The organism is Halodesulfovibrio spirochaetisodalis, assembly GCF_001672295.1.
Lineage (GTDB): Bacteria > Desulfobacterota > Desulfovibrionia > Desulfovibrionales > Desulfovibrionaceae > Halodesulfovibrio > Halodesulfovibrio spirochaetisodalis.
On sequence record NZ_JXMS01000003.1, the window covers coordinates 111,929 to 134,606 of the forward strand.

Sequence of the window (22,678 nt, forward strand, 5' to 3'; positions counted from 1 at the left end):
ATGCAACTTCTTTCTTCTCAGATTTCTGGATTCATCGATAAATCCTCATGGATCAGAAAAATGTTTGAATCCGGCATTGCCCTGAAAAAACAATACGGCGCAGATGCTGTGTGCGACTTCAGCCTTGGCAACCCTGACGTACCTGCCCCTGCGATGGTAGGTGAAATTCTTGGCAATCTCGCTAAAGACGCTGCGGCTCCGTTTACATTCGGCTATATGCCAAATGGCGGCTTCCCATGGGCCCGCCAGATTATTGCTGATTTAGTCAAGAAAGAACAAGACGTTGAAATTTCAGCGGACGATGCCATTCTCACCTGCGGTGCCGCAGGCGCCATGAATGCCTTTTTCCGTGCTGTTATGGAACCGGGTGATGAAGTTCTGGCTGTAGCTCCGTTCTTTGTTGAATACGGCTTCTATGCTTCCAACCATCAGGCTGTATTCCGCACCGTGATGTCCGAGCCGGATACCTTTGCACTTGATATTGATGCCATTGACGCAGCCATCACCCCGAAAACACGCGCTCTCATCATCAACTCACCGAACAACCCGACCGGTGCCGTGTACACAAAAGAAGAGCTCACAGCGCTTGTTGCGGTATTAGAAAAACACACCAAAGCGAACAACCGCCCTGTATACCTCATCTCTGATGAGCCATACCGCTTCCTTGCTTTTGACGGTGTGGACGTTCCAAGCATTCTTCCACTGTACGACTACGCTATTGTAATGTCCTCCTTCTCCAAGAACCTTTCCATGGCAGGTGAACGGGTCGGATACATCGCGGTTACCCCACGCATGGAAGAGAGACAGCAGCTTATTAACGGCCTCATGCTGACAAACCGCATTCTCGGTTTCGTCAACCCGCCTGTTGTGGGACAGCACATGCTCAAAGCAGCGCTTGAAGCACAGGTAGACCCGGCAATCTACGAACGTCGTCGTGACGCTATGGCAAAAGTACTTTCTGATGCCGGTTACGACTTCCACCTGCCTAAAGGCGCATTCTACTTCTTCCCGAAAGCACCGGGTGGAGATGATGTCGCATTCTGCAGCCGTCTCATGGAAGAAAAGATTCTGGCAGTACCTGGCTCCGGTTTTGGCGGCCCGGGCTACTTCCGCCTTACATTCTGCGTTGATGAAGAAGTTATTCAGCGTTCTGCGGATGGATTCAAACGGGCCATTTCCGGTTTCTAACGATATACGCTGCTACAACGGGAACTATCCCACAGTACGAATTGAAATTAATTTGCACTGTACACAACATACAAAAAGCCAAAGTTTTTTCAGACTTTGGCTTTTTTGATAACAGAACAAGGCGGGGTTTCTGGCAATATTATTATTCCCTGTTGAATTCTAATTCCTTTCAGTACTCAAAAAAAATCCATTAAATAACTGAACTTCCAAATCAATAAGCCTATGTTTTCCCCAGCGATATAAGTCAACTAACACCTCATTGAATGAAGCAAGGAGCAGCCGATGCAAATTGATATGCATTATTACGGAACCTATACCTTGGCTCGAGTTGCAGGACTTGATCAGGACACTGCCGAGCTTATTGCCACTGCTTCCCAGTTTGTTGACGACAACACGACGGCTTCTTCCATACGCTTTGCTGACGGTGGGCAAATGACGATTACTCCTACAGGGCACCATTTTCAGCATGCAGAGAACATTTCCTCCAGCGCACAGCGCTCCATCTGGATTCCATTCCACTTTTTACCCGGAGCCTCGGGTGACACATTCACGGAACGCCTTATCTGCAAGAAAAACAGTCCGACAGCAGCAGAAATGACAGAAAACCACCTCAGGCTTTCTCACAAGACTTTTGCTCCCATGCTCATGGGAATTACTGCGCATGTGCTTGCCGACACCTTTGCTCACTACAACTTCTCCGGCGCCAGTTCCCGTAAAAACAATATTGCCTCCGGCACGGTCTGCATTCAGGAGCCAGTGAGCGAGCAACCTGCACTGGCAGAAGAACAGGCACGCTTCTTTGAGCGCTTCCAGTGCACCCGACCTAACATTCGCATACTTTCTGAAGAAAAACTGGTAGGGACACTTGGACACGGGGCTGCTGCCTCATACCCAGATATTCCCTATCTGGCGTGGTCGTACAAAACAGAAGACGAACCAGCAAAAACTGTACGTCGATACAATCCAGACGACTTCATGGAAGCAGCAGAAACGCTGTACGCCCTGTTCACAGCATTTGCGAAACAACGTCCTGACCTTACAGACGCCCACCCTGTGCCATTTGATATCATTCAGGATTCACTGGCTATAATCTTTGCCAGTCCGGGCAATAAACATCAGCGGTCAGGCTTCTGGCAATTTGCTATGGCTCAGGGGGCATTTCTGGAGGGCCGGCAGGAAGAAATCCCGCCGTATATGGGACAGATGTGGAAAGACCGGTGCGAGGAACTGGCAAGCTGTCCGGATTGCGCGCTTATTACTGAAATGGATATCTTTAAATTTTATCAGGCAGCCGACATCCACAGAACATATGTGTTACGGGAGCTGCTCCCTGCTTTCGATATCAGTGTGCTGTAATGCAAACATCAAGTGATGCCCGCTTCCCTTGTACCTGAAGCGATATATTCCATATATTCGTTCATGGTCATACCTTCAAACACAATGGAAATGGCAGCATCATCTTCAGCACGAAGAGCAAAACCAAGCTCGAAATCCCCTTCAGCGCTCCGGCTCTCTACAGGGCTATTGTCCCTCAGAGTCTCCACTCGCTCCACTTCTAGAACTGAATCCAGCGTAATGGCATCTCGACCCAATTCAAAGCTGGCGACACGCAACTGGGTGCCGTCCAGATATTCATCTAGTTTAAGAGTAGCTTCATCCATAGAAGCAAAGTCTATCTTCACCACGGGCAGAGTATCACCGCCGCCAATTTTATTTTCAGCAAATGCAAGCGGCCCAAAACTACCGCCACCTTGCACCAGAGGAGAGTCTCCTCCCTGCGGGTCAAATACGATTTGCGTGTTACCGTCCCCACGCTCATGCGGGGCAGGGAGCGGCAACGGAGCCACAGGATCAATCACAACTGGCGTACCTATGTTAATAGGTTCACCATCATAAAAATGAATCATCTCCTCATCAAGCGAGTCAAGGCGCTCACCGCTCAACAACTCTGACAACGGATCAGATTTATGTGGTGACGAAGGAGCTTCAACCACTTCCCGATATTCAGAAGCGTGATTGTTATATTTAAACGAATCAAAGTCAGGCGCAGGCTCCCATTCATGAATAATTTCACCAAACTCAATATTGTCTCTATATCCAAGCATTGGATATAATGAATGACTTTCTTCAATACCGCCAGAACTACGCTGCATCAACCCAGTGGAATGAGCTACATTGACAACTTGTTCTGCAAACTCTCCAAATGGATCTGGCGGGGCAGAATGCAAAGCGGCATCAGACAAGTAAGCAGAATTCAGCCCGTCGACTTCAAAGACACGACTGGTGGCGGAAATATATTCCTCAGGCGAAAGCTGCTGAATGGCCTCAGATGCTATTACTACATACGCACCCTGCAGCATCATCGCCAGCGGAGTTCCTGAATCTATAGAAGCTGCAGCTCCTTCAAGAACAATTTTTTCTCCACTGACTTCTAACACGATGTCTGAACCACTATGCGCAACCTGTACATCCGAAGCGGGAAAGGTGGCATAAATCCTTTCGCCACCATGCAACGTGATATGGCGTTCTTCTCCGGCCACAGGCTTTTGCAGCAAAAGCAAGGGAGCAGCTGATGAGGTGAGAATTGAATGCATAATTCTGACTCTAATCCTTACGGTCGTTAACAATATAAGTTTGAGTCCAAATCTAACAGTATTCTACATTGTATCCGTTTGATATTATAACATGTTTAATATGGCTAACCAACCAATGCCAGTATGCGCACCACCAGTGTTCACCCACTGCGGCCAGAACACACCAGCGCCGTTGGCTACCTTTTATAATCCTCCCTGCTGCTGGGAGTTTGTAAAATGCATACTTTCCTTTCAGAATGAAATGCAGTACACCTCGCTTGCCGGTTGAGGGGCTTAGGCATCTGCCATTCTAAACTTGACTTATTTCGTAATCTCACTTAACGAACCATCTCTTATGTCTATCTTGCGGAGTGCTGATGTTTGATACCTTATCTGACAGATTAAACAGTGTATTTGAAAAGTTCAGTGGTCAAAAGACCTTGAACGAAGAAAACGTACAGGTTGGCCTGAGAGAAGTGCGCCTTGCACTGCTCGAAGCAGACGTTAACTTTAAAGTCGTAAAAGAATTTATCGCCCGTGTCGGCGAAAAATGCCTCGGTCAGGATGTACTGAAAGGTGTCAACCCTGCGCAGCAGGTAATCAAGATAGTACACGACGAGCTTGTAGACTTGCTTGGTGGCGACACCACAGAACTTGATCTCACAGGCACGAAACCGACAGTCATTATGATGGTCGGTTTGCAGGGTTCCGGTAAAACTACCTCCTCTGCAAAGCTTGCCAACTTACTGCGCAAGCAGAACAAAAAGCCGTTCCTTGTTCCGGCTGACATTTACCGCCCTGCTGCTATTGACCAGTTGCACACACTGGCAAAACAGCTCGGTATTCCTGCGTACCAGTCCACTCCGGACATGAATCCGGTGGATATCGCAAACGCTGCGCTTGCTGAAGCAAAAGAGCAGGATTGCGATGTGGTACTCATCGATACCGCGGGTCGTCTGCACATTGACGAACAACTGATGGAAGAACTTTCCAACATCAAACGTGATGTTGCTCCTCAGGAAATCTTGTTCGTTGCTGACGCCATGACTGGTCAGGATGCGGTAACTGTTGCCGAATCATTTAACGAGCAACTTGAAATTTCCGGTGTAGTACTCACCAAAATGGATGGTGACGCACGTGGTGGTGCAGCACTTTCCATTAAATCCGTTACCGGCAAATCCGTTAAATTTGTCGGTATGGGTGAAAAACTTTCTGAGATGGAAGTATTCCATCCGGACCGTATTGCAGGTCGTATCCTTGGAATGGGCGACGTGCTTACGCTCGTTGAAAAAGCGCAAGCTGAAGTAAGCGAAGAAGAAGCCGAAGAAATGGCTCGCAAGATGCAGAAAGCGGAATTCGACTTTGAAGATTTCCGCACCCAGATGCGCCGCATGAAAAAACTCGGTTCTCTGGACAGCATTTTGAAAATGATTCCGGGCATGGGGGCGCTCAAGAACAAACTTGGCGATCTCAATGTACCGGACAGCGAACTGAACCGCATTGAGGCTATTATCAACTCAATGACGAATCAGGAACGTCGCAATCCGCAGCTCATCAATCAGAGCCGCAAAGAACGTATTGCTAAAGGTTGTGGTCTTAAACTCAAAGACGTTAACGACCTCATTAAAAGCTTTACCCAAATGCGGCAGATGATGAAACAAATGATGGGCGGCGGTAAGGGCAAAAAAGGTAAATTCCCTAAACTCCCTGGCATGGGTGGTTTAGGTGGCGGCGAAATGCCTGATATGAATGCTCTTGGCGGCATGGGCGGCATGCCTGGCATGGGTGGTTTACCTGGAATGGGTGGCCTCCCGGGCATGGGCGGACTTCCTGGAATGGGCATGGATGATTCCTCCGGCCCGTCCAAAAAGGAGCTCCAGAAGAAGCGCGACGCCCGTAAAAAAGAAAAGAAAAAGAAAAAACAGGGTCGTAAGAAGAAGTAATTACGCTCCTGAATAAAGAAATACGCTGACTCAACATTGTCAGTATTGCTTTCTTAAAAAAAAACCATATGATTACAAAATATAATGGGAGAACAACAATATGGCCGTTAAGTTGAGACTGACCCGTATGGGCAACAAGAAGCGTGCATTTTACCGCGTGGTGGCTGCTAACAACCTGAGCCGTCGCGACGGACGTCCTCTTGAGTACCTCGGTTACTACAACCCTATGGTTGAACCAGCTGAAATCAAGCTCGACATGGAAAAGATCGAGAAATGGCTTGCAGAAGGCGCTGAGCCTACTCCAACCGTTCGTGGTCTTATCAAGAAAGCTAAGTAGCTTTTTCTATTGACAGCTTTCTCTCAGCAGGTCATCGATAGCTAATATTGATATCATGCTGAACAACGAGTGGAGGTGAGTCGTGTTGAAAGATCTAGTTGAGTATATCGCTAAGTCACTGGTGGACAACCCTGACGAAGTTATCGTTACCGAAGTTGAAGGCGAACAGACATCTGTACTTGAACTCAAGGTTGCAAAAGAAGACCTTGGCAAGGTAATCGGCAAACAGGGACGCACTGCTCGCGCAATGCGCACCATCCTCGGCGCCGCCTCCACAAAAGCCAAGAAACGTTCTGTTCTTGAAATTCTTGAATAGAACGCCCTAAGGGCACATGACTGAAACTCATTTCATTGAAATTGGATTGATAGTCAAGCCACACGGATTGCGGGGGGAAGTCTGCGTTAATTACTTCGCAGACTCCCCTTTTCTCTTGAAAGGCTCAGTATGGCTTCAAAAAGGCAAAAGTAACCCTGTTGAACACAAGGTTGTATCTTCCCGCCCTCACAAGGGGCAGGAATTACTTACGCTTGAAAGTTGCCGTGATAGAAACTGTGCTGAAGAATTACGCAATGTGAAGGTTTTGGTTCCCGATGTTGATCTGCCGGAACTCACTGAAGAAGAAGTGTATCTGCATCAGCTCGAAGGCATGACTGTACTGCTTGAAGACGGCTCAAAACTCGGCCGTATCACCGCATTCCAGTTTAACCTTGGTGCTGAAGTCTGGGTTATTACAACCGAAGACAAGAAAGAAGTACTCTTCCCTGCTACAGAAGAATTTGTCAGAAACATCGATCTTGAAGAAGAAACTATAACCATAGCGCCGCCTCCCGGCTTGCTGGATATTTACCTAAGCGAGAAGTAGCGCACATTATGCAGTTTAACATTGTCAGCCTTTTTCCAGAGTTTTTTGACTCTGCGTTAACATGCGGGCTTATGAAAAAAGCGTCAGACTCCGGTCTGGTCGCTTTTGATTTTCACAACCCGCGCACCTTTGCAACTGACAGGCATCAGACTGTTGACGACCGTCCGTACGGCGGTGGTCCCGGCATGGTTCTGATGCTTGATCCGCTTGTTCAAACACTGCGCAGTATCAAAAAACCGGGGCGCATCCTCATGATGGCGCCAAAAGGAAAGCCCTTCACCCAGAAAATGGCTAAAGAGCTTTCCTCAGAAGAAAATATTACTGTTATTTGCGGACGGTATGAAGGATTTGATGCCCGCTTAGAAGAGCTTTTCGACATCGAACCGGTTTCCATCGGAGACTATGTTCTTAACGGTGGCGAAACAGCTGCTCTTTCAATAATCGAATCTACCGCCCGTCTTGTTCCGGGTTTCATGGGACACGATGACTCCGGTGAAGAGGAAAGCTTTTCCTCAGGACTGCTCGAATATCCTCACTACACTCGCCCAGTCGAGTTTGAGGGATTGACGGTTCCCGAAGTCTTACGTTCCGGTGACCATAAGCGCATTGCAGAGTGGCGCAAGGAACAATCGCTGAAACTTACCCTGCACCAGAGACCAGATATTCTTCAATGCGCCCCACTCGACGCTAATGACATGGAAACATTGAAGAATGAAGACAGAGAACGCATCGGAAGAAACCTTTATTGTGCACTGGTACACTATCCGGTTGTCAATAAAGAAGATAAATCTGTTGCAGTTTCTTTGACAAATCTCGACATTCACGATATAGCCCGCTGTTCATGCACCTATGGTCTTGGTGGGTACTATATTTCAACCCCGATTGAAGACCAGCAACAGATGCTTGCAGATATTCTCAAGCACTGGGTAACAGGGGCGGGAACAACTGCTAACCCCGATCGTGGGGAAGCCCTACAAATTATCAAGGGCGTCCGCTATGTCGAGGAAGCAATCGAGGATATTATAGAGCGTACCGGCCAACGCCCTCTACTGGTTGCGACGAGTGCCAGAGGGGCTGGCGACATGCATTACGAACAAGTACGTGACGTAATCGTGGACCGACCGATATTGCTCCTGTTTGGTACAGCTCACGGTCTTGCACCGCAGATTCTGGATATGTGTGACAGAACACTGCGACCGGTCAGGTATCTTGATGGATACAACCACTTATCTGTAAGAACCGCAGCTGCTATCATCATTGACCGGATATTGGGTGATGCCTTATAGGGCTCCCCGTAACGTAATTTTTTAACGCAGACTCGTGCTGCGAAAAAAGGCATTTAACATGACTATTATCGAAAAAATCGAACGCGAACAGCTTCGCATGGATATCCCTGAGTTTAACGCTGGTGACACTGTTAAAGTTCACATGCGTATTATCGAAGGCGAAAAAGAACGTATCCAGGTTTTCCAGGGTGCAGTAATTCGTATCAGCAAAGGTACAACCAACGCTACTTTCACCGTTCGTAAGATTTCTGACGGTGTTGGTGTTGAGCGTGTATTCCCTATGCATTCCCCTTCCATCGAACGCGTTGAAGTTGTTCAGGAAGGCCGCGTTCGCCGTAGCCGCCTTTACTACCTCCGTAACCTCAAAGGTAAAGCTGCTCGTATCAAGCCGAAAAACCGCTGGTAGTCTCAGGACACCATCAATTAGTTTTTCAAAGGGAGTTGGCGATGCCAGCTCCCTTTTTTACGGTCAACTAACTCTATATTCTCTGCGCAACACATGCTAGCTTAGCTACGGTAACGCAACGGTACGCTTATGAAACAGAATACGCTTACGCTTTTTACCCCTTCATCCGAGGAAGCTGACTGGCCTACGCCGTTTGCAGGCATTGACGAGGCAGGTCGCGGTTGTCTTGCTGGCCCTGTTGTTGCCGGAGCCTGTATTCTTGATCCGTCCAACCCTATTGAAGGGCTGACAGATTCAAAAAAGCTTACGGAAAAACGCAGGCAGACTCTGTATCCGCAGATAAAAGAAAAAGCCCTTGCGTGGGGAATCGGCGTTGCCTGGCCGGAGGAGATTGACCGTATCAACATCCTCCAGTCCACATTCCACGCCATGCACCGAGCTGTAGAATGCCTTCGGGTTTCACCTGTCTTCCTTGCCATTGACGGTAATGCAACTATTCCGAAAGAAATCGCAGGGACGATTGACCAGCAAGCTATCGTCAAAGGTGACTTGAAAATCCAAGCTATTTCCGCAGCCTCGATTCTTGCAAAAACATTCCGTGATGATCTTATGGTCAAACTGGATAAACGTTACAATGGATACGGTTTTGCAGGGCATAAAGGCTACGGCACAAAAGAGCACATTGCAGCCATTGCCGCAAAAGGCCCATGCAGAATGCATAGGCTCACTTTCGCAAAAGTAAAGCCTGAGCCGCCAACACAGGAACAAAATTCGCTATGGTAGCAGATCACCTTGCAACTGGTACAGCCGGAGAAAACGCTGCGGCCGAATATCTTGCCGGACACGGGTACTCCATTGTCACCCGCAACTGGCGGGCTAAACAGCTGGAGCTGGATATTATCTGTACCAAAGGTGATACTGTTATATTTGCAGAAGTGAAAACCCGCTCCTGTTCAGGTATGGGCACAGCGCAGGAAGCTCTGTCCGCACACAAAATTTCAAAGCTGTGCAAAGCAGCGCAGCTGTATATTTCACAACATAATTTATGGGATACACCCTGCCGGTTTGACCTGCTTGCAGTGACAAGAACCGGCAATACGTATCAGGTGGAGCACATACAAGATGCCTTCGAACTCTCCCAGCTTATGGGTGGTGGCAACACCGCTTGGCAACCATGGTGATCTTTCTCCACGAGCGCGAGAAGTGCTCGAATCTGTCGATATGGTGCTTGCAGAAGATACCCGCCGTACCGGCCTCCTCTTTAAATCTACAGGTGTGACTGCAAAAAAACTGGTAAGCTTCCATGATCACAATGAAGAAGCAAAAGCACCCGGCATTATTGCAGCAATGGAAGAAGGTCAGGTCTACGCAGTTGTATCCGACGCAGGAATGCCGCTTTTTTCAGATCCGGGTTTCCGTCTTGTAAAACTTGCGAGAGAAAAGGGGATCTGCGTTTCTGTTGTTCCAGGCCCGAGTGCCCCGCTTACCGCTCTTGCAGCCAGTGGTATCGCACCGCAGCCTTTTACATTCATCGGTTTTCCTCCGCGAAAAGCCAGTGATCAGAAAAAGCTTTTTGAAGAATTTTCCAATCTTCGCTCCACGCTTGTTTTCTTTGAACGTAAAAACCGTTTGGCAGCAACGCTTCAAGCTGCCTATGAAGTTCTCGGCCCCCGCGAACTATGTGTTGCACGGGAATTGACCAAGCTTCATGAGGAGTTTATTCTAGGCCGTCTTGAAAAACATCAGGAAATACCACAGGATTTATTAGGCGAAATCACCGTTGTTATCGGCCCGCCGGAATCCGGTGGTAAAACAAGTGAAGAAGAACTGCTGAAACTTATTGCTGAAGAAACAGCCCTTGGCGGCAAACCAAAAGAAATTGCCAGACGAGTCAAGGAAGAAGCTTCAGGATGGACAGTAAAAGCCGTCTATCAGTTTATGCAGGATAACTAAGCCCGATACGTAGTACACTCAGGATTTCCTATGCTTACTGCCCGCACTCTCATAACTTGCTTTTTCCGTACGTATCTTGTCGGTACGGGATTCAACACCCGCGGCCTGCAAAATACAGGTCTGGTGTTTGCAATGGAGCCAGGGCTGCGGGAGCTATATAAAAATCCTGAAGAGCTGCGCGAAGCCAGAAGCCGTTATCTGGAACTATATAACACACATCCGTTCTGGACGCCTCTTCTCATAGGCGTATTTCTCTCACTGGAATCGCATATTGCCCGCGGCAACTTGCCGTCCAAAATGCTCAGTTCCGTGAAAGAAACAACAACCTACACTCTTTCTGCAATTGGCGACTCCTTTTTCGGAGGCAGCCTGCTTGCCATGTGGGCTCTATCCACCGTGTGCATGCTGGTTGCAGGGTTTGATATCCTTGCCCTGTCTTGGACGCTGCTACTATTTGCAGCCTTGCAGGTTTTCAAATTCTTCACCTTTGTTACCGGAGTCCGGAACGGACTACAGATGATCACAACACTTAAGAGCTGGGATCTTATCAACTGGGGAGACCGTATAAAAATGGTCAACTCCCTGATCCTTGTCCTCATGTTGTATATCTTCTGGCCGGGAACCCACGACATTCCTGAGTGGTCGCTTATTGCGGGCACTTTACTAAGCGCAAGTTTTGTTGTGGGAAGACTGCATTTATCACGTGTATTGCTTGTATATCTTTTACTCTTTCTTATGTTTTTTATACTCCCGTGGATTAGCAATGTTATTCCACTTTCCCCAATGTAGAGGAACTGACGAACAATGGAACCATCAGGTGAAAATAACAGCTTAGAAGTAGTTGTTTGCGTAGAAAACGAGCTGGGGCTGCATGCACGCCCTGCTGGCAAAGTAGCTCAACTTGCGCAATCATTTCAGGCTGACATTGCTCTTTGTGTGGCAGATCAAAGAGCAGACGCAAAATCCATTCTGGACATTCTCTCCCTTGCGGCACCGCAAGGCACAGAAATTTGTATTAAAGCTTCCGGCTGTGACGCCAGTGAAGCCCTTGAACAGATCGGTCAACTTTTTCATGACAAGTTCGAAGGGGATACATAGTGGCTCGTAAAATTCTTCGCGGCATTCCTGTTTCTGCTGGTATTTCAATTGGTAAAGCCTATTTTGTTAACCGTCAGAAAGAGCGCCGTATTCCGCGCGAAACTATACCGCACCATCTTGTTGCAATTGAAACCCAGCGTCTTCGCAATGCCGTTGAAGAAGTACGGCAGGGATTCATGGATGCACGCGCGCGCGTTCCTGAAGAATTGAAAGAACATGGAGCCATTATCGACTCGCACCTGATGATTTGTCAGGACCCGAAGCTTGTCGAATCAGCAGCGAAGAACATTGAAGAACGTGCCATCACAGCGGAATGGGCGCTGGAGCGCTCCATCAATGCTATAGGCAAAGCCTTCAGTGCCATTGATGACCCGTATATCCGTGAACGAATGCAGGACGTACGTGTTGTCGGTGATAAAATCATGCAGGCACTTATCGGTACCCCAAAACCGGTTGATCTTCCGGCAGGCCGCCGCGTTCTTATGGCGCATGACCTGACCCCTGCTGATGCCATTGAGCTTGAGCTTAGCAAAATTATGTCCTTTGCTACCGCTGAAGGCGGCAAAACTTCCCATACCGGTATTCTTGCCCGTTCCCTGCAGATTCCTGCCATTGTTGGCGTGGAAGACCTTGAAGATTCTATCAGGGACGGCGATCTGGTCATTATTGATGCCCTTAAGGGACTCATTTTCATCGATCCGAGCGAAGATGAACTTGCCCATTACGGTGACAGAAAATACCAGTTTGAAGATTATCAGAAAGCCATTGTTAAACAATGCCATCTTCCAGCTGAAACTGTTGACGGGTACAGACTGGAAGTATGCGCCAACATAGAGCTTGCAGAAGAGCTTGTGCAGGTAAAAGATAATGGCGGCGAAGGTGTGGGGCTGTACCGTACCGAGTATGCTTTCTTCAATAAAAGCAACATGCCGGACGAAGAAAAATTATACGAGGAGTATGCAACCCTTGCAGAGCAGCTTGCTCCGCAAAAAGTAATTTTGCGTACCCTTGATGTAGGCGCTGACAAACTTCTGGACGAACAGGCAATGCTTGATGAAGCCAACCCCGCACTGGGATTGCGCGGAATCCGCTTCTGCCTGCGTTACCAGAACGTGTTCCGCATGCAGCTCAGAGCAATGCTGCGCGCCTCTGTTCACGGCAACGTTGCTATTATGTTTCCGATGATCTCCGGCTTAAAAGAGTTGCGTCAGGCACGTTTTGTACTTAACTCTGTAAAAAGCGAGCTTGATGCCGAAGGCGTCGCCTATAATCCGGATATTCCGGTAGGTATTATGATCGAGCTGCCAAGTGCAGTGATGATTGCTGATACGCTTGCCCGTGAGGTTGACTTCTTCTCCATCGGGACAAACGACCTTATTCAATATTCGCTGGGTATCGACAGGACAAACAAACATGTGTCCTATCTATACCAGCCGCTGCATCCGGCCATTGTACGGTCAATAAAATTTGTTATTGATGCCGCGCACAAAGAAGGCATCGAAGCATCCGTATGTGGCGAAGTAGCATCAGACCCGTATTGTGTGCCGATTTTGATGGGCATGAGGGTTGACGGAATTTCTATTGCGCCGCAAGCTATTCCGGGAATTAAACGCGTAATCCGCCAGATTGATATGGAAGAATGTATTGAGCTGCTGGGCGATGTTCTCACACACGCCACCGTATCCAGAATCAATACCAAAGTTCGTAAGCGTATTTTCAAACGCTTCCCTGAAGAACTGTCTTTCTTCGCATCACTCATTGAGCAGGATGATATAACGGAACCGTAATGAGTAAAAAGAAAAAGAAAAAAAGTGGCGGCAGTTCCATTGCCGTTAATAAAAAAGCACGCCGTTACTACGAAGTGCTTGATACACAGGAAGCCGGAATTGCTCTGCGCGGCACTGAAGTAAAATCCATGCGCGCAGGACAGGTTGCCTTCAAGGACAGCTACATCAGCTATAAAGACGGAGAAGCATGGCTTATCGGTCTGCACATTGCTCCGTACGAAAATGCCGGCTACTCCCAGCATGATCCCGACGGTGACCGCAGACTGCTGCTCCACCGCCGTGAAATTGAAATGTGGATGAGCAAGGTGGAACAAAAAGGTCTTACCGTTGTTCCGCTGAAGCTTTACTTCAAAGGTTCACGCATCAAGCTGGAAATTGGTCTGTGTCGTGGTAAAAAACTGCACGACCAACGTGAATCAATTAAGCAGCGTGATGCTGCGCGCGATCTTGCGCGTCAGATGCTGGATCGATAACTGTATTTTCTCTATGCCGGAAATAACGCATTAGTGCGTTCTTTCCGGCATATTCTGTTGTATGATCAGATAGAAATTGAGCAGCAGACACTACTCCACCCTGCAGGCAACCATGCACTACCATCGGGTTGTCTCACTCCTGCTGCCGGATTTATGGCGTATCAGCCCTGATCTACACTTTATATAGAAACGTACCACATGGCTGGGGTGTCTACCTCCAAATGTCATCCAGCCATTTTCAGGATAGATGTATGTCGTTACTTTCTCTTCCGCAGCGTAGATTTTTACAAGACCTTTTCCCCGGCTCCGACTGTTTGTTATCGCCTGAGGAAATGGTTGTATTCGAAGCCGATGCAAGCCGTCTTGAAGGCACCCCGCTTGCTGTTGTCCGTCCGGAAACAGAAGAGCAGATTATTGAGTTGATGCGCTGGGCGCACGCCGAGCGTATGCCGCTCTACCCACGTGCCCGTGCCACCAACGTTGTCGGACTATGCGTTCCTCAAAAGCCGGGAATCGTTGTCTCGACACTGAAAATGGACAATATTCTGGAAGTCGACTCCGACGACTTCATCACCCGCGTTGAACCGGGGGTAATCACCGGTGATCTGCAAAAACGTGTTGAACAGGACAAGCTGTTCTACCCGCCAGACCCTGCAAGCTTAGGAATCTCCACCATCGGCGGAAATGTTGCCACCTGTGCCGGTGGCATGCGTGCGCTCAAGTACGGCGTTACCCGCGAATGGGTGCTCGGCTGCAAGGCTGTTCTTCCCGGAGGAAAAACCATTACCTGCGGCGGGCGTAACCACAAAAACGTGGTGGGGCTTGATTTACTGCGTCTTCTCACAGGCAGTGAAGGAACGCTTGCGTTTTTGACAGAACTCACACTCAAGTTGATTCCGAAACCTGAATCAACCGCGTCTATTCTTGCCGGATTTGCCAACCTTGAAGAAGCACTTCACGCGATCAAAATTATGTTTAAAGCAGGAATGCTCCCTGCCGCGCTGGAATTCATGGGGCCTGAAGTGCTCAACGCACTTTCCAATGCCGGAGCTGTTCCGTGGCCTTCCACTGTAACGGCATCTTTGCTGCTACGGTTTGATGGTTCGCATCAGGCGCTCAAGGCAGACCTTGAAAAAGCTGAAGCGATATTTAAAGCCTGCAATGTCCTGTGGTCTACCACCGGCATTGGCAAAGACGAAGAGGAACCGCTCTGGGATGTACGCCGTTCCATTAATCCGGCTTCATTTAAAGTGGCTCCTAATAAATACTCTGACGATGTCACCGTGCCGCGTGGCAAGCTGCTGAAAGCAGTAACCGGCATCCGGAAAATTTCTGAAAAACACACGCTGCCTATTCTGACCTTCGGGCATGTAGGCGACGGTAATATTCATGTGAATATTATGTACGATGCATCCGATACGCAGGAACTGGCGCGAGCCAATGCCGCCAAGAAGGATATTTCTGAATTTATCCTATCACTTCAGGGAACACTTTCCGGTGAACACGGAGTGGGACTGGTCAAGGCTCCATATGTCCACCTGCAACTCAGTGAAACAGAACGCTCACTCATGAAGCAAATCAAACACGTATTTGATCCGCACTGTATTATGAACCCGGGCAAGGCGTTTTAGGGATAGCATAATGACACACGAAAACTCACAGACAACTTCCCCTGAAACAGAAAAAATGACGAAAAAAGAGCGTGAAGCTGCGTGCATTCTCTGCGGCAAATGCGTTTCTGTATGCCCCGTCTATTTAGCGACCAAACAGGAAGAGCTGGCTCCAAAGGCAAAGCAGCGCACCATTGCTGCGCTGAAAGAAAACAAACAGAAACTGCACGTTACAGACTGTAATAAACTTGCAGAAATGTGTGTTTCCTGCGGAAAATGTGCGCAGACCTGTCCTCAGGGGCTCAACTTCCCGCAACAGCTTGCCACCATGCGCGCCAAGCACTCCGGCTGGCGTCAGTGGGTATGGAACCGCTGGGTGAATCAGGGGTCTGTACTTTGGCCTATGCTTTCCACTCTCAGTAAAGCTGCACCGGATTCCAAAGGCAAAAACGAAGCAAGCCGCTTTGTGCAGTCTATCCAAGCCATGCAGCCTCCTGTGGATATCCCGCAATATATCTCTGTTGCACAATACGACACAGAACTTGCTAACGGTCAAAGCGTACTGCTCTTTTCCGGCTGTACAGCGAACCGTGTTCAAAAAAGCTGGAAGCAGAAAAGTGAAGCGATTCTCACCAATCTTGGATACCAGCTCGTTTCCGCAAAAGGACTTACCTGCTGCGGACTGACACTTGATCACGCAGGCGTACCGGACGCAGCACACAAAAGCCGCATGCAAAACCTGCGCGCATGGCGTGCTGCTGAGCGCCCGCTTCTCGTTACCTTCTGTGCGACCTGTTACTTAGGTCTTGCGGAATACGCCCATGACGATTCTCTGGACTGGGCTGAAGGTGAACAGGAAGCCTGGACAAACGCACTGCGTCCGCTCTCCACACTGTGGGGTGATTCTCTGTTTACTGTAGATGTTCCGGCCAACCTTTTCATCCGGTACCATCAGCCGTGTCACTGGCATGGTAAGGATGCCGATTTTACATGGCTGAAAGAAGTACTCTACGATGAGGTAAGTAAGCCTGACTCCGCATCCTGTTGCGGTATGGGTGGTATTGCACAGCTTGGCAACCGCAAGCTTACTCGAAAGGTTGCAACCCGCTGCTGGGATAACCTTCTGCAACAGCCACCGAAAAAAGACGACAGTGTACCATGCTACAGCAAACCAATGGGCAACTGCCTGTGCGACCTCTACGATGAGGAAGACGAAGACGCACCGGAACTGTGTGATGCTGTTACTCCAGAGTATCTTATTGTCACCGGTTGCAGCGGATGTACACTTCAACTACGTGGAACCGCACCTGAGCACAGCGGTAAAAAAGTTAAGGTAGGCCACTGGCTCGATATTCTTGCACCATAGAAATATGATGCTGACACCCTAAAAAGTGGCTGTTACCCCTTGCCAAACCTCATTGCGTTATTAACTGATTTCCAGTACCTATAGCGATTGTTCTGCGTGTATCTGACCAACGTATCGCCCCGTGCTTTCGATACACGGTGCAGCAAGTCCGATTACAGGCTTACTGCTTTAGAATCACCGAAAAGACACAAAGAACACCATGCAAAGCATGCTCTTTTCCGGTATGCTGCAATAGTTTTTTATCATACCGCAATGTATGCACGATCGGCATACATTGCGATTAGTACAAATTTTCCCTCCGCATTACGTGGAGTTTCATACTGTTTTCAGGAGAAAGAATGATCAACTTCGTTATCAAAAAAGTATTCGGCACACAGAATGACCGCTACTTAAAAAGCCTGCGCCCGGTGATCAAACAGATCAACGACATGGAGCCTACAATTCAGGCAATGCAGGATGAAGACTTCCCAGCACGTATTGCCGAACTCAAGGAAGAAGTTGCCAACGGTACAGACTTACAAGAGATTCTCCCTGAAGTTTTTGCACTTGTCCGTGAAGCCAGTGTCCGCGTACTGGGCATGCGTCACTACGACGTACAGCTGATCGGCGGCTGTGCACTGCACGACGGCAAAATTGCTGAAATGAAAACCGGTGAAGGTAAAACCCTTGTGGCTACCCTGCCGGTTGTTTTGAATGCACTTACCGGCAAAGGCGTGCACGTAATTACTGTAAACGACTACCTTGCCACACGTGACGCCGAATGGATGGGACAGCTCTACGGTTTCCTCGGCCTGACTACCGGCATCATTGTTCATGGTCTTACCGATGAAGACCGTAAAGCAGCATACGGTTCCGATATTACTTACGGTACCAACAACGAATTCGGCTTCGACTACCTGCGCGACAACATGAAGTTCTACAAAGAACAGCTCGTGCAGCGCCCGCACCACTTCGCTATTGTCGATGAAGTTGACTCCATCCTCATTGATGAAGCCCGTACTCCGCTCATCATTTCCGGTGCATCAGAAGACTCAACCGCCCTCTACAGCCAGATCGACACCATTGTTCCTTCTCTCAAAGAAGAAACACACTACACAATGGACGAAAAAGCCCGTTCTGTTGCCCTGACAGATGAAGGTGTTATCCGCGTTGAGCAGCTTCTTAAAATTGACAACCTCTACGATCCGACCAACATCACCTTGCAGCACCACGTATTACAGGCGCTGAAAGCACACAAAATTTTCAAGCGTGATGTTGATTACATCGTTAAAGACGGTCAGGTAGTTATTGTTGACGAATTCACCGGTCGTCTCATGCCGGGTCGCCGCTTCTCAGACGGTCTGCATCAGGCTCTGGAAGCAAAAGAAGGCGTAAAAGTTGAAGCAGAGAACCAGACTCTTGCTTCCATCACCTTCCAGAACTACTTCCGCATGTATGAAAAACTGGGCGGTATGACAGGTACTGCAGATACTGAAGCTGTTGAATTCCAGCAGATCTACAACCTTTCAGTTTGTTCTATCCCGACCAACCGTCCAATGGCGCGTAAAGATTTCCCTGATGTTATCTACCGCACCACACGCGAAAAATTCAATGCGATTGCAGATTCCATTGCTGAACTGCATCAGGGCGGTCAGCCTGTTCTCGTCGGTACTATCTCCATTGAAACATCCGAGCTTATTTCTCAGCTCCTCAAGCAACGCCGCATCCCGCACAACGTGTTGAACGCGAAACACCACGAGCAGGAAGCGCAGATTGTTGCTGAAGCAGGTCAGAAAGGCCACGTTACCATCGCCACCAACATGGCTGGCCGTGGTACTGACATCGTGCTCGGCGAAGGCGTAAAAAAAGCAGGCGGTCTCCACATTCTTGGTACAGAACGCCACGAATCCCGCCGTATCGACAACCAGCTGCGTGGTCGTGCCGGTCGTCAGGGTGACCCGGGTTCCTCCCGCTTCTACCTCTCTCTGGAAGACGACCTTATGCGTCTGTTTGCTTCCGAGCGCATGTCCAACATGATGCAGAAGCTTGGTATGGATGAAGGCGAGCCAATCGAAAACAACATGGTTTCCAAAGCAATTGAAAATGCACAGAAACGCGTTGAAGGCCGCAACTTTGAAATTCGTAAGACACTTCTCGATTACGATAACGTGATGAACCAGCAGCGTGAGGTTATCTACACCCTGCGCCGTGACATCATGATGAATGAAAGTCAGGAAGAACTCATTCAGGAATTCCTCTCAGACCTCATGGACGTACTCTACGAAGAATGGAATGCAACCAAGCCTGAAGACCGTGGCGAGCTTGCCGAAGCTCTGCCAGCTCAGCTTGATGAAATTTTCAATCTCTCAGCTTCCATCAACCTCGAGTCAGTACCAACAGAAGAAGAAGCACACAAAGCAGTTCAAGACCGCCTCGCCGTTCTTCGCGACGATGCAAAAGAAGTCTACGAAGATGTGCTGCGCTACTTCCTCCTTGAAGAACTCGACCGCTGCTGGAAAGAACATCTCCTCAACATGGACCACCTGCGCGAAGGTATCGGCCTGCGTGGTTACGGTCAGCGTGACCCGAAACAGGAATACAAACGCGAAGGTTTTGAACTCTTCCAGGATATGCTTTTCCGCATCCGTGAAAACGTGTTCAAGGCACTTACCCGCCTGCGTATCCAGCGCCCAGAAGAGGAAGAACAAGAAATTCTTCGTGATGAATTCCGCCACAAAGAAGAAACAAACGTTACCTACTCCGGCGGTGAAGAAGACAACAAGCCTGCAAAACGCGCAGAGCCGAAAATCGGTCGTAACGCTCCATGCCCATGCGGCAGCGGCAAAAAATACAAAAAATGCTGCGGAGCATAGGGCAGATATAAATTATCTGACGCAGCAGGCGGGCTCTGCCCCCTGCACCCCCGCAAGGGGACGCGTCCCCTTGACCCCAAGTATACGCGAATCTGCCCGTCATGTATGACGTTGGAAGCCGCGTAGAAGCTACCTTTCTGTAACAAAAAAAGGCTGTCCGTCATTTGATGGACAGCCTTTTGTTTTAGAAAGGGAGTGAGATAAAAGCCGTGAAGGCTGGTAAACAACGTGCTTATCTCGCATATAAAAGTTTCTGGAGATTCTTAAGAACCTCTTGCAAGAGGTTCTTAAGCCGCCGGAGGCATCCTGCTGATAAGCACCGCCAGAGGCATCCCGCTGTACAAGCACTGCCGGAGGCAACATAACACACATCCGACTGCGAACCTCCTGCTACCCATTGACTTTCTGTGAAGTCTCGCAAATTATGGAGTGTTGGCTAATGGTACTACGTCGTAATTAACACTAACTAACGAGAGATGCTATGGATACTCCTAAAGGATATAGATACGCTGCCATTGAAGGAAATTTAAAGTATTCTGGCAGACTCGATCTTGCGCTTATAGTCAGCGATACGCCTTGTGTTGCTGCGGGTACATTTACCACCAATAAATTTCAGGCTGCCCCTGTGCTGGTTGCTAAAGAGCTTGTGGAGACTTCTGCAAACATTCAAGCGATCATGATCAATGCAGGTAGTGCGAATGCATGCACGGGTGAAGAGGGGCTTGCCAACTGCAAACGATCTCTGGAGCTTGTTGCCTCCCGAGTAGGCCTTAGCTCTGATGCTATTCTTCCTGCTTCAACAGGTGTTATCGGCATGCAGTTCGATATGGCAAAATGGGAAACAGCTGCTCCTGTATTAGCTGACGCTGTGGGAAAACACACGGGTGATGATTTTGCAAAAGCAATCATGACCACTGACACGTTCCCAAAAACTGCAAGCAGAATCGTCACTGTGAACGGAAGTGATGTGACTATTGCCGGTATGGCAAAAGGTGCAGGCATGATCTGCCCGAACATGGCAACTATGCTCGGCACTGTCATCACTGATGCTCAAATTGATGCTGCAATGTGGAAGCGCATTGTAAAAAACGCGGTGGACGGCTCTTTCAACTGCGTTTCTGTTGATGGAGACACGTCCACAAACGACTGCGTTCTTGCTCTTGCAAACGGTGCCAGCGGCACACAGATTACGGAAGCTGTTGAAGCAGAATTTCAGCAGGCTGTTACTGCCATTATGCGTGAGCTGGCTTACCAGCTGGTGCAAGATGGTGAAGGTGCAACCAAAGTCATGCAGATTATGGTTTCCGGCGCTAAAACAAATGCTGAAGCCGATTTAGTAGCCCGTACTGTCGGTCACTCACCGTTAGTCAAAACCGCGATCTACGGTAAAGATGCCAACTGGGGAAGAATTGTAGCTGCTGTCGGACGAAGCGGAGCAGAATTTGAAGCAGGCGATGTACAGCTTTCCATGTGCGGTATTGAATTATTCAAAAATGGACAGCCAACAGACGCTGATTTCGATACATTGCTTAAGCCGTATTTAGAGAAGCGAGACATTCTCATCGACATTATTCTTGGAAATGGCGAAGGTAAGGCAGAGTTGTTTGCATCTGACCTTACTCACGAATATATTTCCATCAATGCCGATTATCGCAGTTAACAATGCTTTTCGCGGAAATATGCAGAACACGCCGCGCAAATTAAAATTATTTTTAAAATTGCGCTTGACAGTTACCCTTCGTTTTCTGTAAACACTCTTTCGTCGCAACGAAGGAAGCCCTTCGTTAAGACCACAAAACACGGTGAGGTGTCCGAGTTGGCCGAAGGAGCTCGCCTGCTAAGTGAGTATACGCCTTAAAAGCGTATCGAGAGTTCGAATCTCTCCCTCATCGCCAGTGTTTATATGGGTTGTATCGCAAGATACAACCCTTTTTTTGTGCCCAAAGCACGCCCTCTATCCTCACCGCTCCACACGTATCCCCCCTTCCATGTTATCTTCCTGCATTCGTATTTCACGACTCTTTTCGCACATCCTTTCTATAAGCTAACCACTTCTCTTTATATCGTTAACGATACCACTCTCATTTCTCTTATAATTTGGAAATATAAAAGAAACATGCGATAGTTATATGTTGTAGTTTCTTTTAATTCTCTATTTTCATTCTAATTACAATGGAGCCAACAATGAGAAAGAGTCTTCTCCTCGCATTGATCTTAATCGTTATAAGTATCCCCTCACTAACCTGTGCTGAAATATATAAAAATCTTATCCCTGAAGAGAACATTTCAGAGTCCATCATTCATCATGACTTTTACTCCATAGGCTATGACGAGGATACTGAGCAGCCGGCATGGGTAATGTACGAATTCACTGTAAAAGAAGCCACTGCACCAAAGGTACAGCGTAAAGACAGGTTCCGGCCTGATCCTGCCATCCCGACTCGGTCAGCTACACTGCGTGACTATAAGAAAAGCGGTTTTGACAGGGGGCACCTTGCTCCGGCTGCGGACATGGCATTTTCAAAACAGGCAATGCGCGACTCTTTTTTTATGTCCAACATGAGTCCCCAGCGCCCCTCGTTTAACCGTGGCATATGGAAAAAACTAGAAGCACTCGTCAGAAGCTGGGCAAAAAAAGACACCATCATCGTAGTAACAGCAGGCGTGCTTGAAGGAGAACAGCATATTGGTCGCAACAAAGTGCTTGTTCCAGAATGGTACTATAAAATTATCTATGTACCATCAAAGCGTAAGGCTATCGGCTTCCTGCTCCCAAACACTGGGTCAAAGGCCGCTTTGACTTCATTTGTTGTTCCTGTTGACGTGATTGAGGGAAAAACGGGAATTGATTTTTTTGCTTCGCTTGATGACGGTTACGAAGCAGTACTGGAAGGAAACGTGTGTATTGAAGACTGGCGATGGTAAAAACCATGTCAGTTTTCC

The 22,678-nt window shown here is 48.4% G+C and carries 21 protein-coding genes and 1 tRNA gene; 21 read left to right on the top strand and 1 reads right to left on the bottom strand.

What is annotated here, in order from left to right; all coding sequences use genetic code 11:
- Together SP90_RS02785 and SP90_RS02790 are read left to right on the top strand one after the other, a co-directional pair.
- On the top strand, positions 1-1,188 hold the full coding sequence (locus SP90_RS02785) for a pyridoxal phosphate-dependent aminotransferase (protein WP_066852333.1): 1,188 nt from the start codon (positions 1-3) through the stop codon (positions 1,186-1,188).
- Positions 1,189-1,470: 282 nt separating this feature from the next.
- The gene (locus SP90_RS02790) at positions 1,471-2,544 is read left to right on the top strand and encodes a DUF6765 family protein (protein WP_066852334.1); all 1,074 of its coding nucleotides are present in this window, start codon (positions 1,471-1,473) and stop codon (positions 2,542-2,544) included.
- 8 nt (positions 2,545-2,552) lie between these two features.
- Here the strand turns inward: SP90_RS02790 and SP90_RS02795 are convergent, their stop codons facing one another.
- Positions 2,553-3,782 carry a hypothetical protein gene (locus tag SP90_RS02795; RefSeq protein ID WP_066852336.1) on the bottom strand — a complete coding sequence of 410 codons (1,230 nt, stop codon included), beginning with the start codon at positions 3,780-3,782 and terminating at the stop codon, positions 2,553-2,555.
- Positions 3,783-4,138: 356 nt separating this feature from the next.
- On the opposite strand from SP90_RS02795, the gene ffh reads away from it, so the two are divergent.
- The 19 genes from ffh to SP90_RS02895 all read left to right on the top strand — a co-directional run bounded on the left by ffh (position 4,139) and on the right by SP90_RS02895 (position 22,660).
- Positions 4,139-5,704 carry a signal recognition particle protein gene (gene ffh, locus SP90_RS02800; protein ID WP_066852337.1) on the top strand — a complete coding sequence of 522 codons (1,566 nt, stop codon included), beginning with the start codon at positions 4,139-4,141 and terminating at the stop codon, positions 5,702-5,704.
- A 100-nt stretch (positions 5,705-5,804) separates the two neighbouring features.
- Positions 5,805-6,041 (top strand): 30S ribosomal protein S16, encoded by a 237-nt coding sequence (rpsP, locus tag SP90_RS02805; protein ID WP_066852338.1) that lies wholly within the window; start codon positions 5,805-5,807, stop codon positions 6,039-6,041.
- An 82-nt stretch (positions 6,042-6,123) separates the two neighbouring features.
- The gene (locus tag SP90_RS02810; RefSeq protein ID WP_066852339.1) at positions 6,124-6,357 is read left to right on the top strand and encodes a KH domain-containing protein; all 234 of its coding nucleotides are present in this window, start codon (positions 6,124-6,126) and stop codon (positions 6,355-6,357) included.
- 16 nt (positions 6,358-6,373) lie between these two features.
- Complete coding sequence (gene rimM, locus SP90_RS02815; protein ID WP_066852340.1) at positions 6,374-6,904, top strand: ribosome maturation factor RimM; 531 nt, start codon at positions 6,374-6,376, stop codon at positions 6,902-6,904.
- A gap of 8 nt (positions 6,905-6,912) precedes the next feature.
- Entirely contained in the window at positions 6,913-8,190 is a 1,278-nt protein-coding gene (trmD, locus tag SP90_RS02820) for a tRNA (guanosine(37)-N1)-methyltransferase TrmD (protein WP_066852342.1), read from the top strand.
- A 58-nt stretch (positions 8,191-8,248) separates the two neighbouring features.
- Positions 8,249-8,596 (top strand): 50S ribosomal protein L19, encoded by a 348-nt coding sequence (gene rplS, locus SP90_RS02825; RefSeq protein WP_066852457.1) that lies wholly within the window; start codon positions 8,249-8,251, stop codon positions 8,594-8,596.
- A 129-nt stretch (positions 8,597-8,725) separates the two neighbouring features.
- Positions 8,726-9,379: a ribonuclease HII gene (locus tag SP90_RS02830; RefSeq protein WP_066852345.1), complete on the top strand. Its 654-nt coding sequence runs from the start codon at positions 8,726-8,728 to the stop codon at positions 9,377-9,379.
- Positions 9,373-9,777 carry a YraN family protein gene (locus SP90_RS02835; protein ID WP_066852347.1) on the top strand — a complete coding sequence of 135 codons (405 nt, stop codon included), beginning with the start codon at positions 9,373-9,375 and terminating at the stop codon, positions 9,775-9,777. The genes SP90_RS02830 and SP90_RS02835 overlap by 7 nt, the downstream gene beginning before the upstream one ends.
- Positions 9,719-10,549: a 16S rRNA (cytidine(1402)-2'-O)-methyltransferase gene (gene rsmI, locus SP90_RS02840; RefSeq protein ID WP_066852349.1), complete on the top strand. Its 831-nt coding sequence runs from the start codon at positions 9,719-9,721 to the stop codon at positions 10,547-10,549. The genes SP90_RS02835 and rsmI overlap by 59 nt, the downstream gene beginning before the upstream one ends.
- Before the next feature lie 30 nt (positions 10,550-10,579).
- Positions 10,580-11,338, top strand: a complete 759-nt coding sequence (locus tag SP90_RS02845; protein WP_066852351.1) for a PTS system mannose/fructose/sorbose family transporter subunit IID — start codon at positions 10,580-10,582, stop codon at positions 11,336-11,338.
- Positions 11,339-11,353: 15 nt separating this feature from the next.
- Positions 11,354-11,647 (top strand): HPr family phosphocarrier protein, encoded by a 294-nt coding sequence (locus SP90_RS02850; protein WP_066852353.1) that lies wholly within the window; start codon positions 11,354-11,356, stop codon positions 11,645-11,647.
- Entirely contained in the window at positions 11,647-13,434 is a 1,788-nt protein-coding gene (gene ptsP / locus SP90_RS02855; protein WP_066852355.1) for a phosphoenolpyruvate--protein phosphotransferase, read from the top strand. The genes SP90_RS02850 and ptsP overlap by 1 nt, the downstream gene beginning before the upstream one ends.
- Positions 13,434-13,907: an SsrA-binding protein SmpB gene (gene smpB / locus SP90_RS02860; RefSeq protein WP_066852357.1), complete on the top strand. Its 474-nt coding sequence runs from the start codon at positions 13,434-13,436 to the stop codon at positions 13,905-13,907. Before ptsP ends, smpB begins: the two co-directional genes overlap by 1 nt.
- 251 nt (positions 13,908-14,158) lie before the next feature.
- Entirely contained in the window at positions 14,159-15,538 is a 1,380-nt protein-coding gene (locus tag SP90_RS02865) for an FAD-binding oxidoreductase (protein ID WP_066852359.1), read from the top strand.
- Between the two features lie 10 nt (positions 15,539-15,548).
- Positions 15,549-16,883 carry a (Fe-S)-binding protein gene (locus SP90_RS02870; RefSeq protein WP_082936259.1) on the top strand — a complete coding sequence of 445 codons (1,335 nt, stop codon included), beginning with the start codon at positions 15,549-15,551 and terminating at the stop codon, positions 16,881-16,883.
- A gap of 338 nt (positions 16,884-17,221) precedes the next feature.
- Positions 17,222-19,735: a preprotein translocase subunit SecA gene (gene secA / locus SP90_RS02875; protein WP_066852361.1), complete on the top strand. Its 2,514-nt coding sequence runs from the start codon at positions 17,222-17,224 to the stop codon at positions 19,733-19,735.
- 481 nt (positions 19,736-20,216) lie between these two features.
- Positions 20,217-21,395 (top strand): bifunctional glutamate N-acetyltransferase/amino-acid acetyltransferase ArgJ, encoded by a 1,179-nt coding sequence (argJ, locus tag SP90_RS02885; RefSeq protein WP_066852365.1) that lies wholly within the window; start codon positions 20,217-20,219, stop codon positions 21,393-21,395.
- A 141-nt stretch (positions 21,396-21,536) separates the two neighbouring features.
- Positions 21,537-21,630 (top strand) — tRNA-Ser (locus tag SP90_RS02890).
- A 289-nt stretch (positions 21,631-21,919) separates the two neighbouring features.
- Entirely contained in the window at positions 21,920-22,660 is a 741-nt protein-coding gene (locus tag SP90_RS02895; RefSeq protein WP_066852368.1) for a DNA/RNA non-specific endonuclease, read from the top strand.
- The last annotated feature ends 18 nt before the right edge of the window (positions 22,661-22,678 follow it).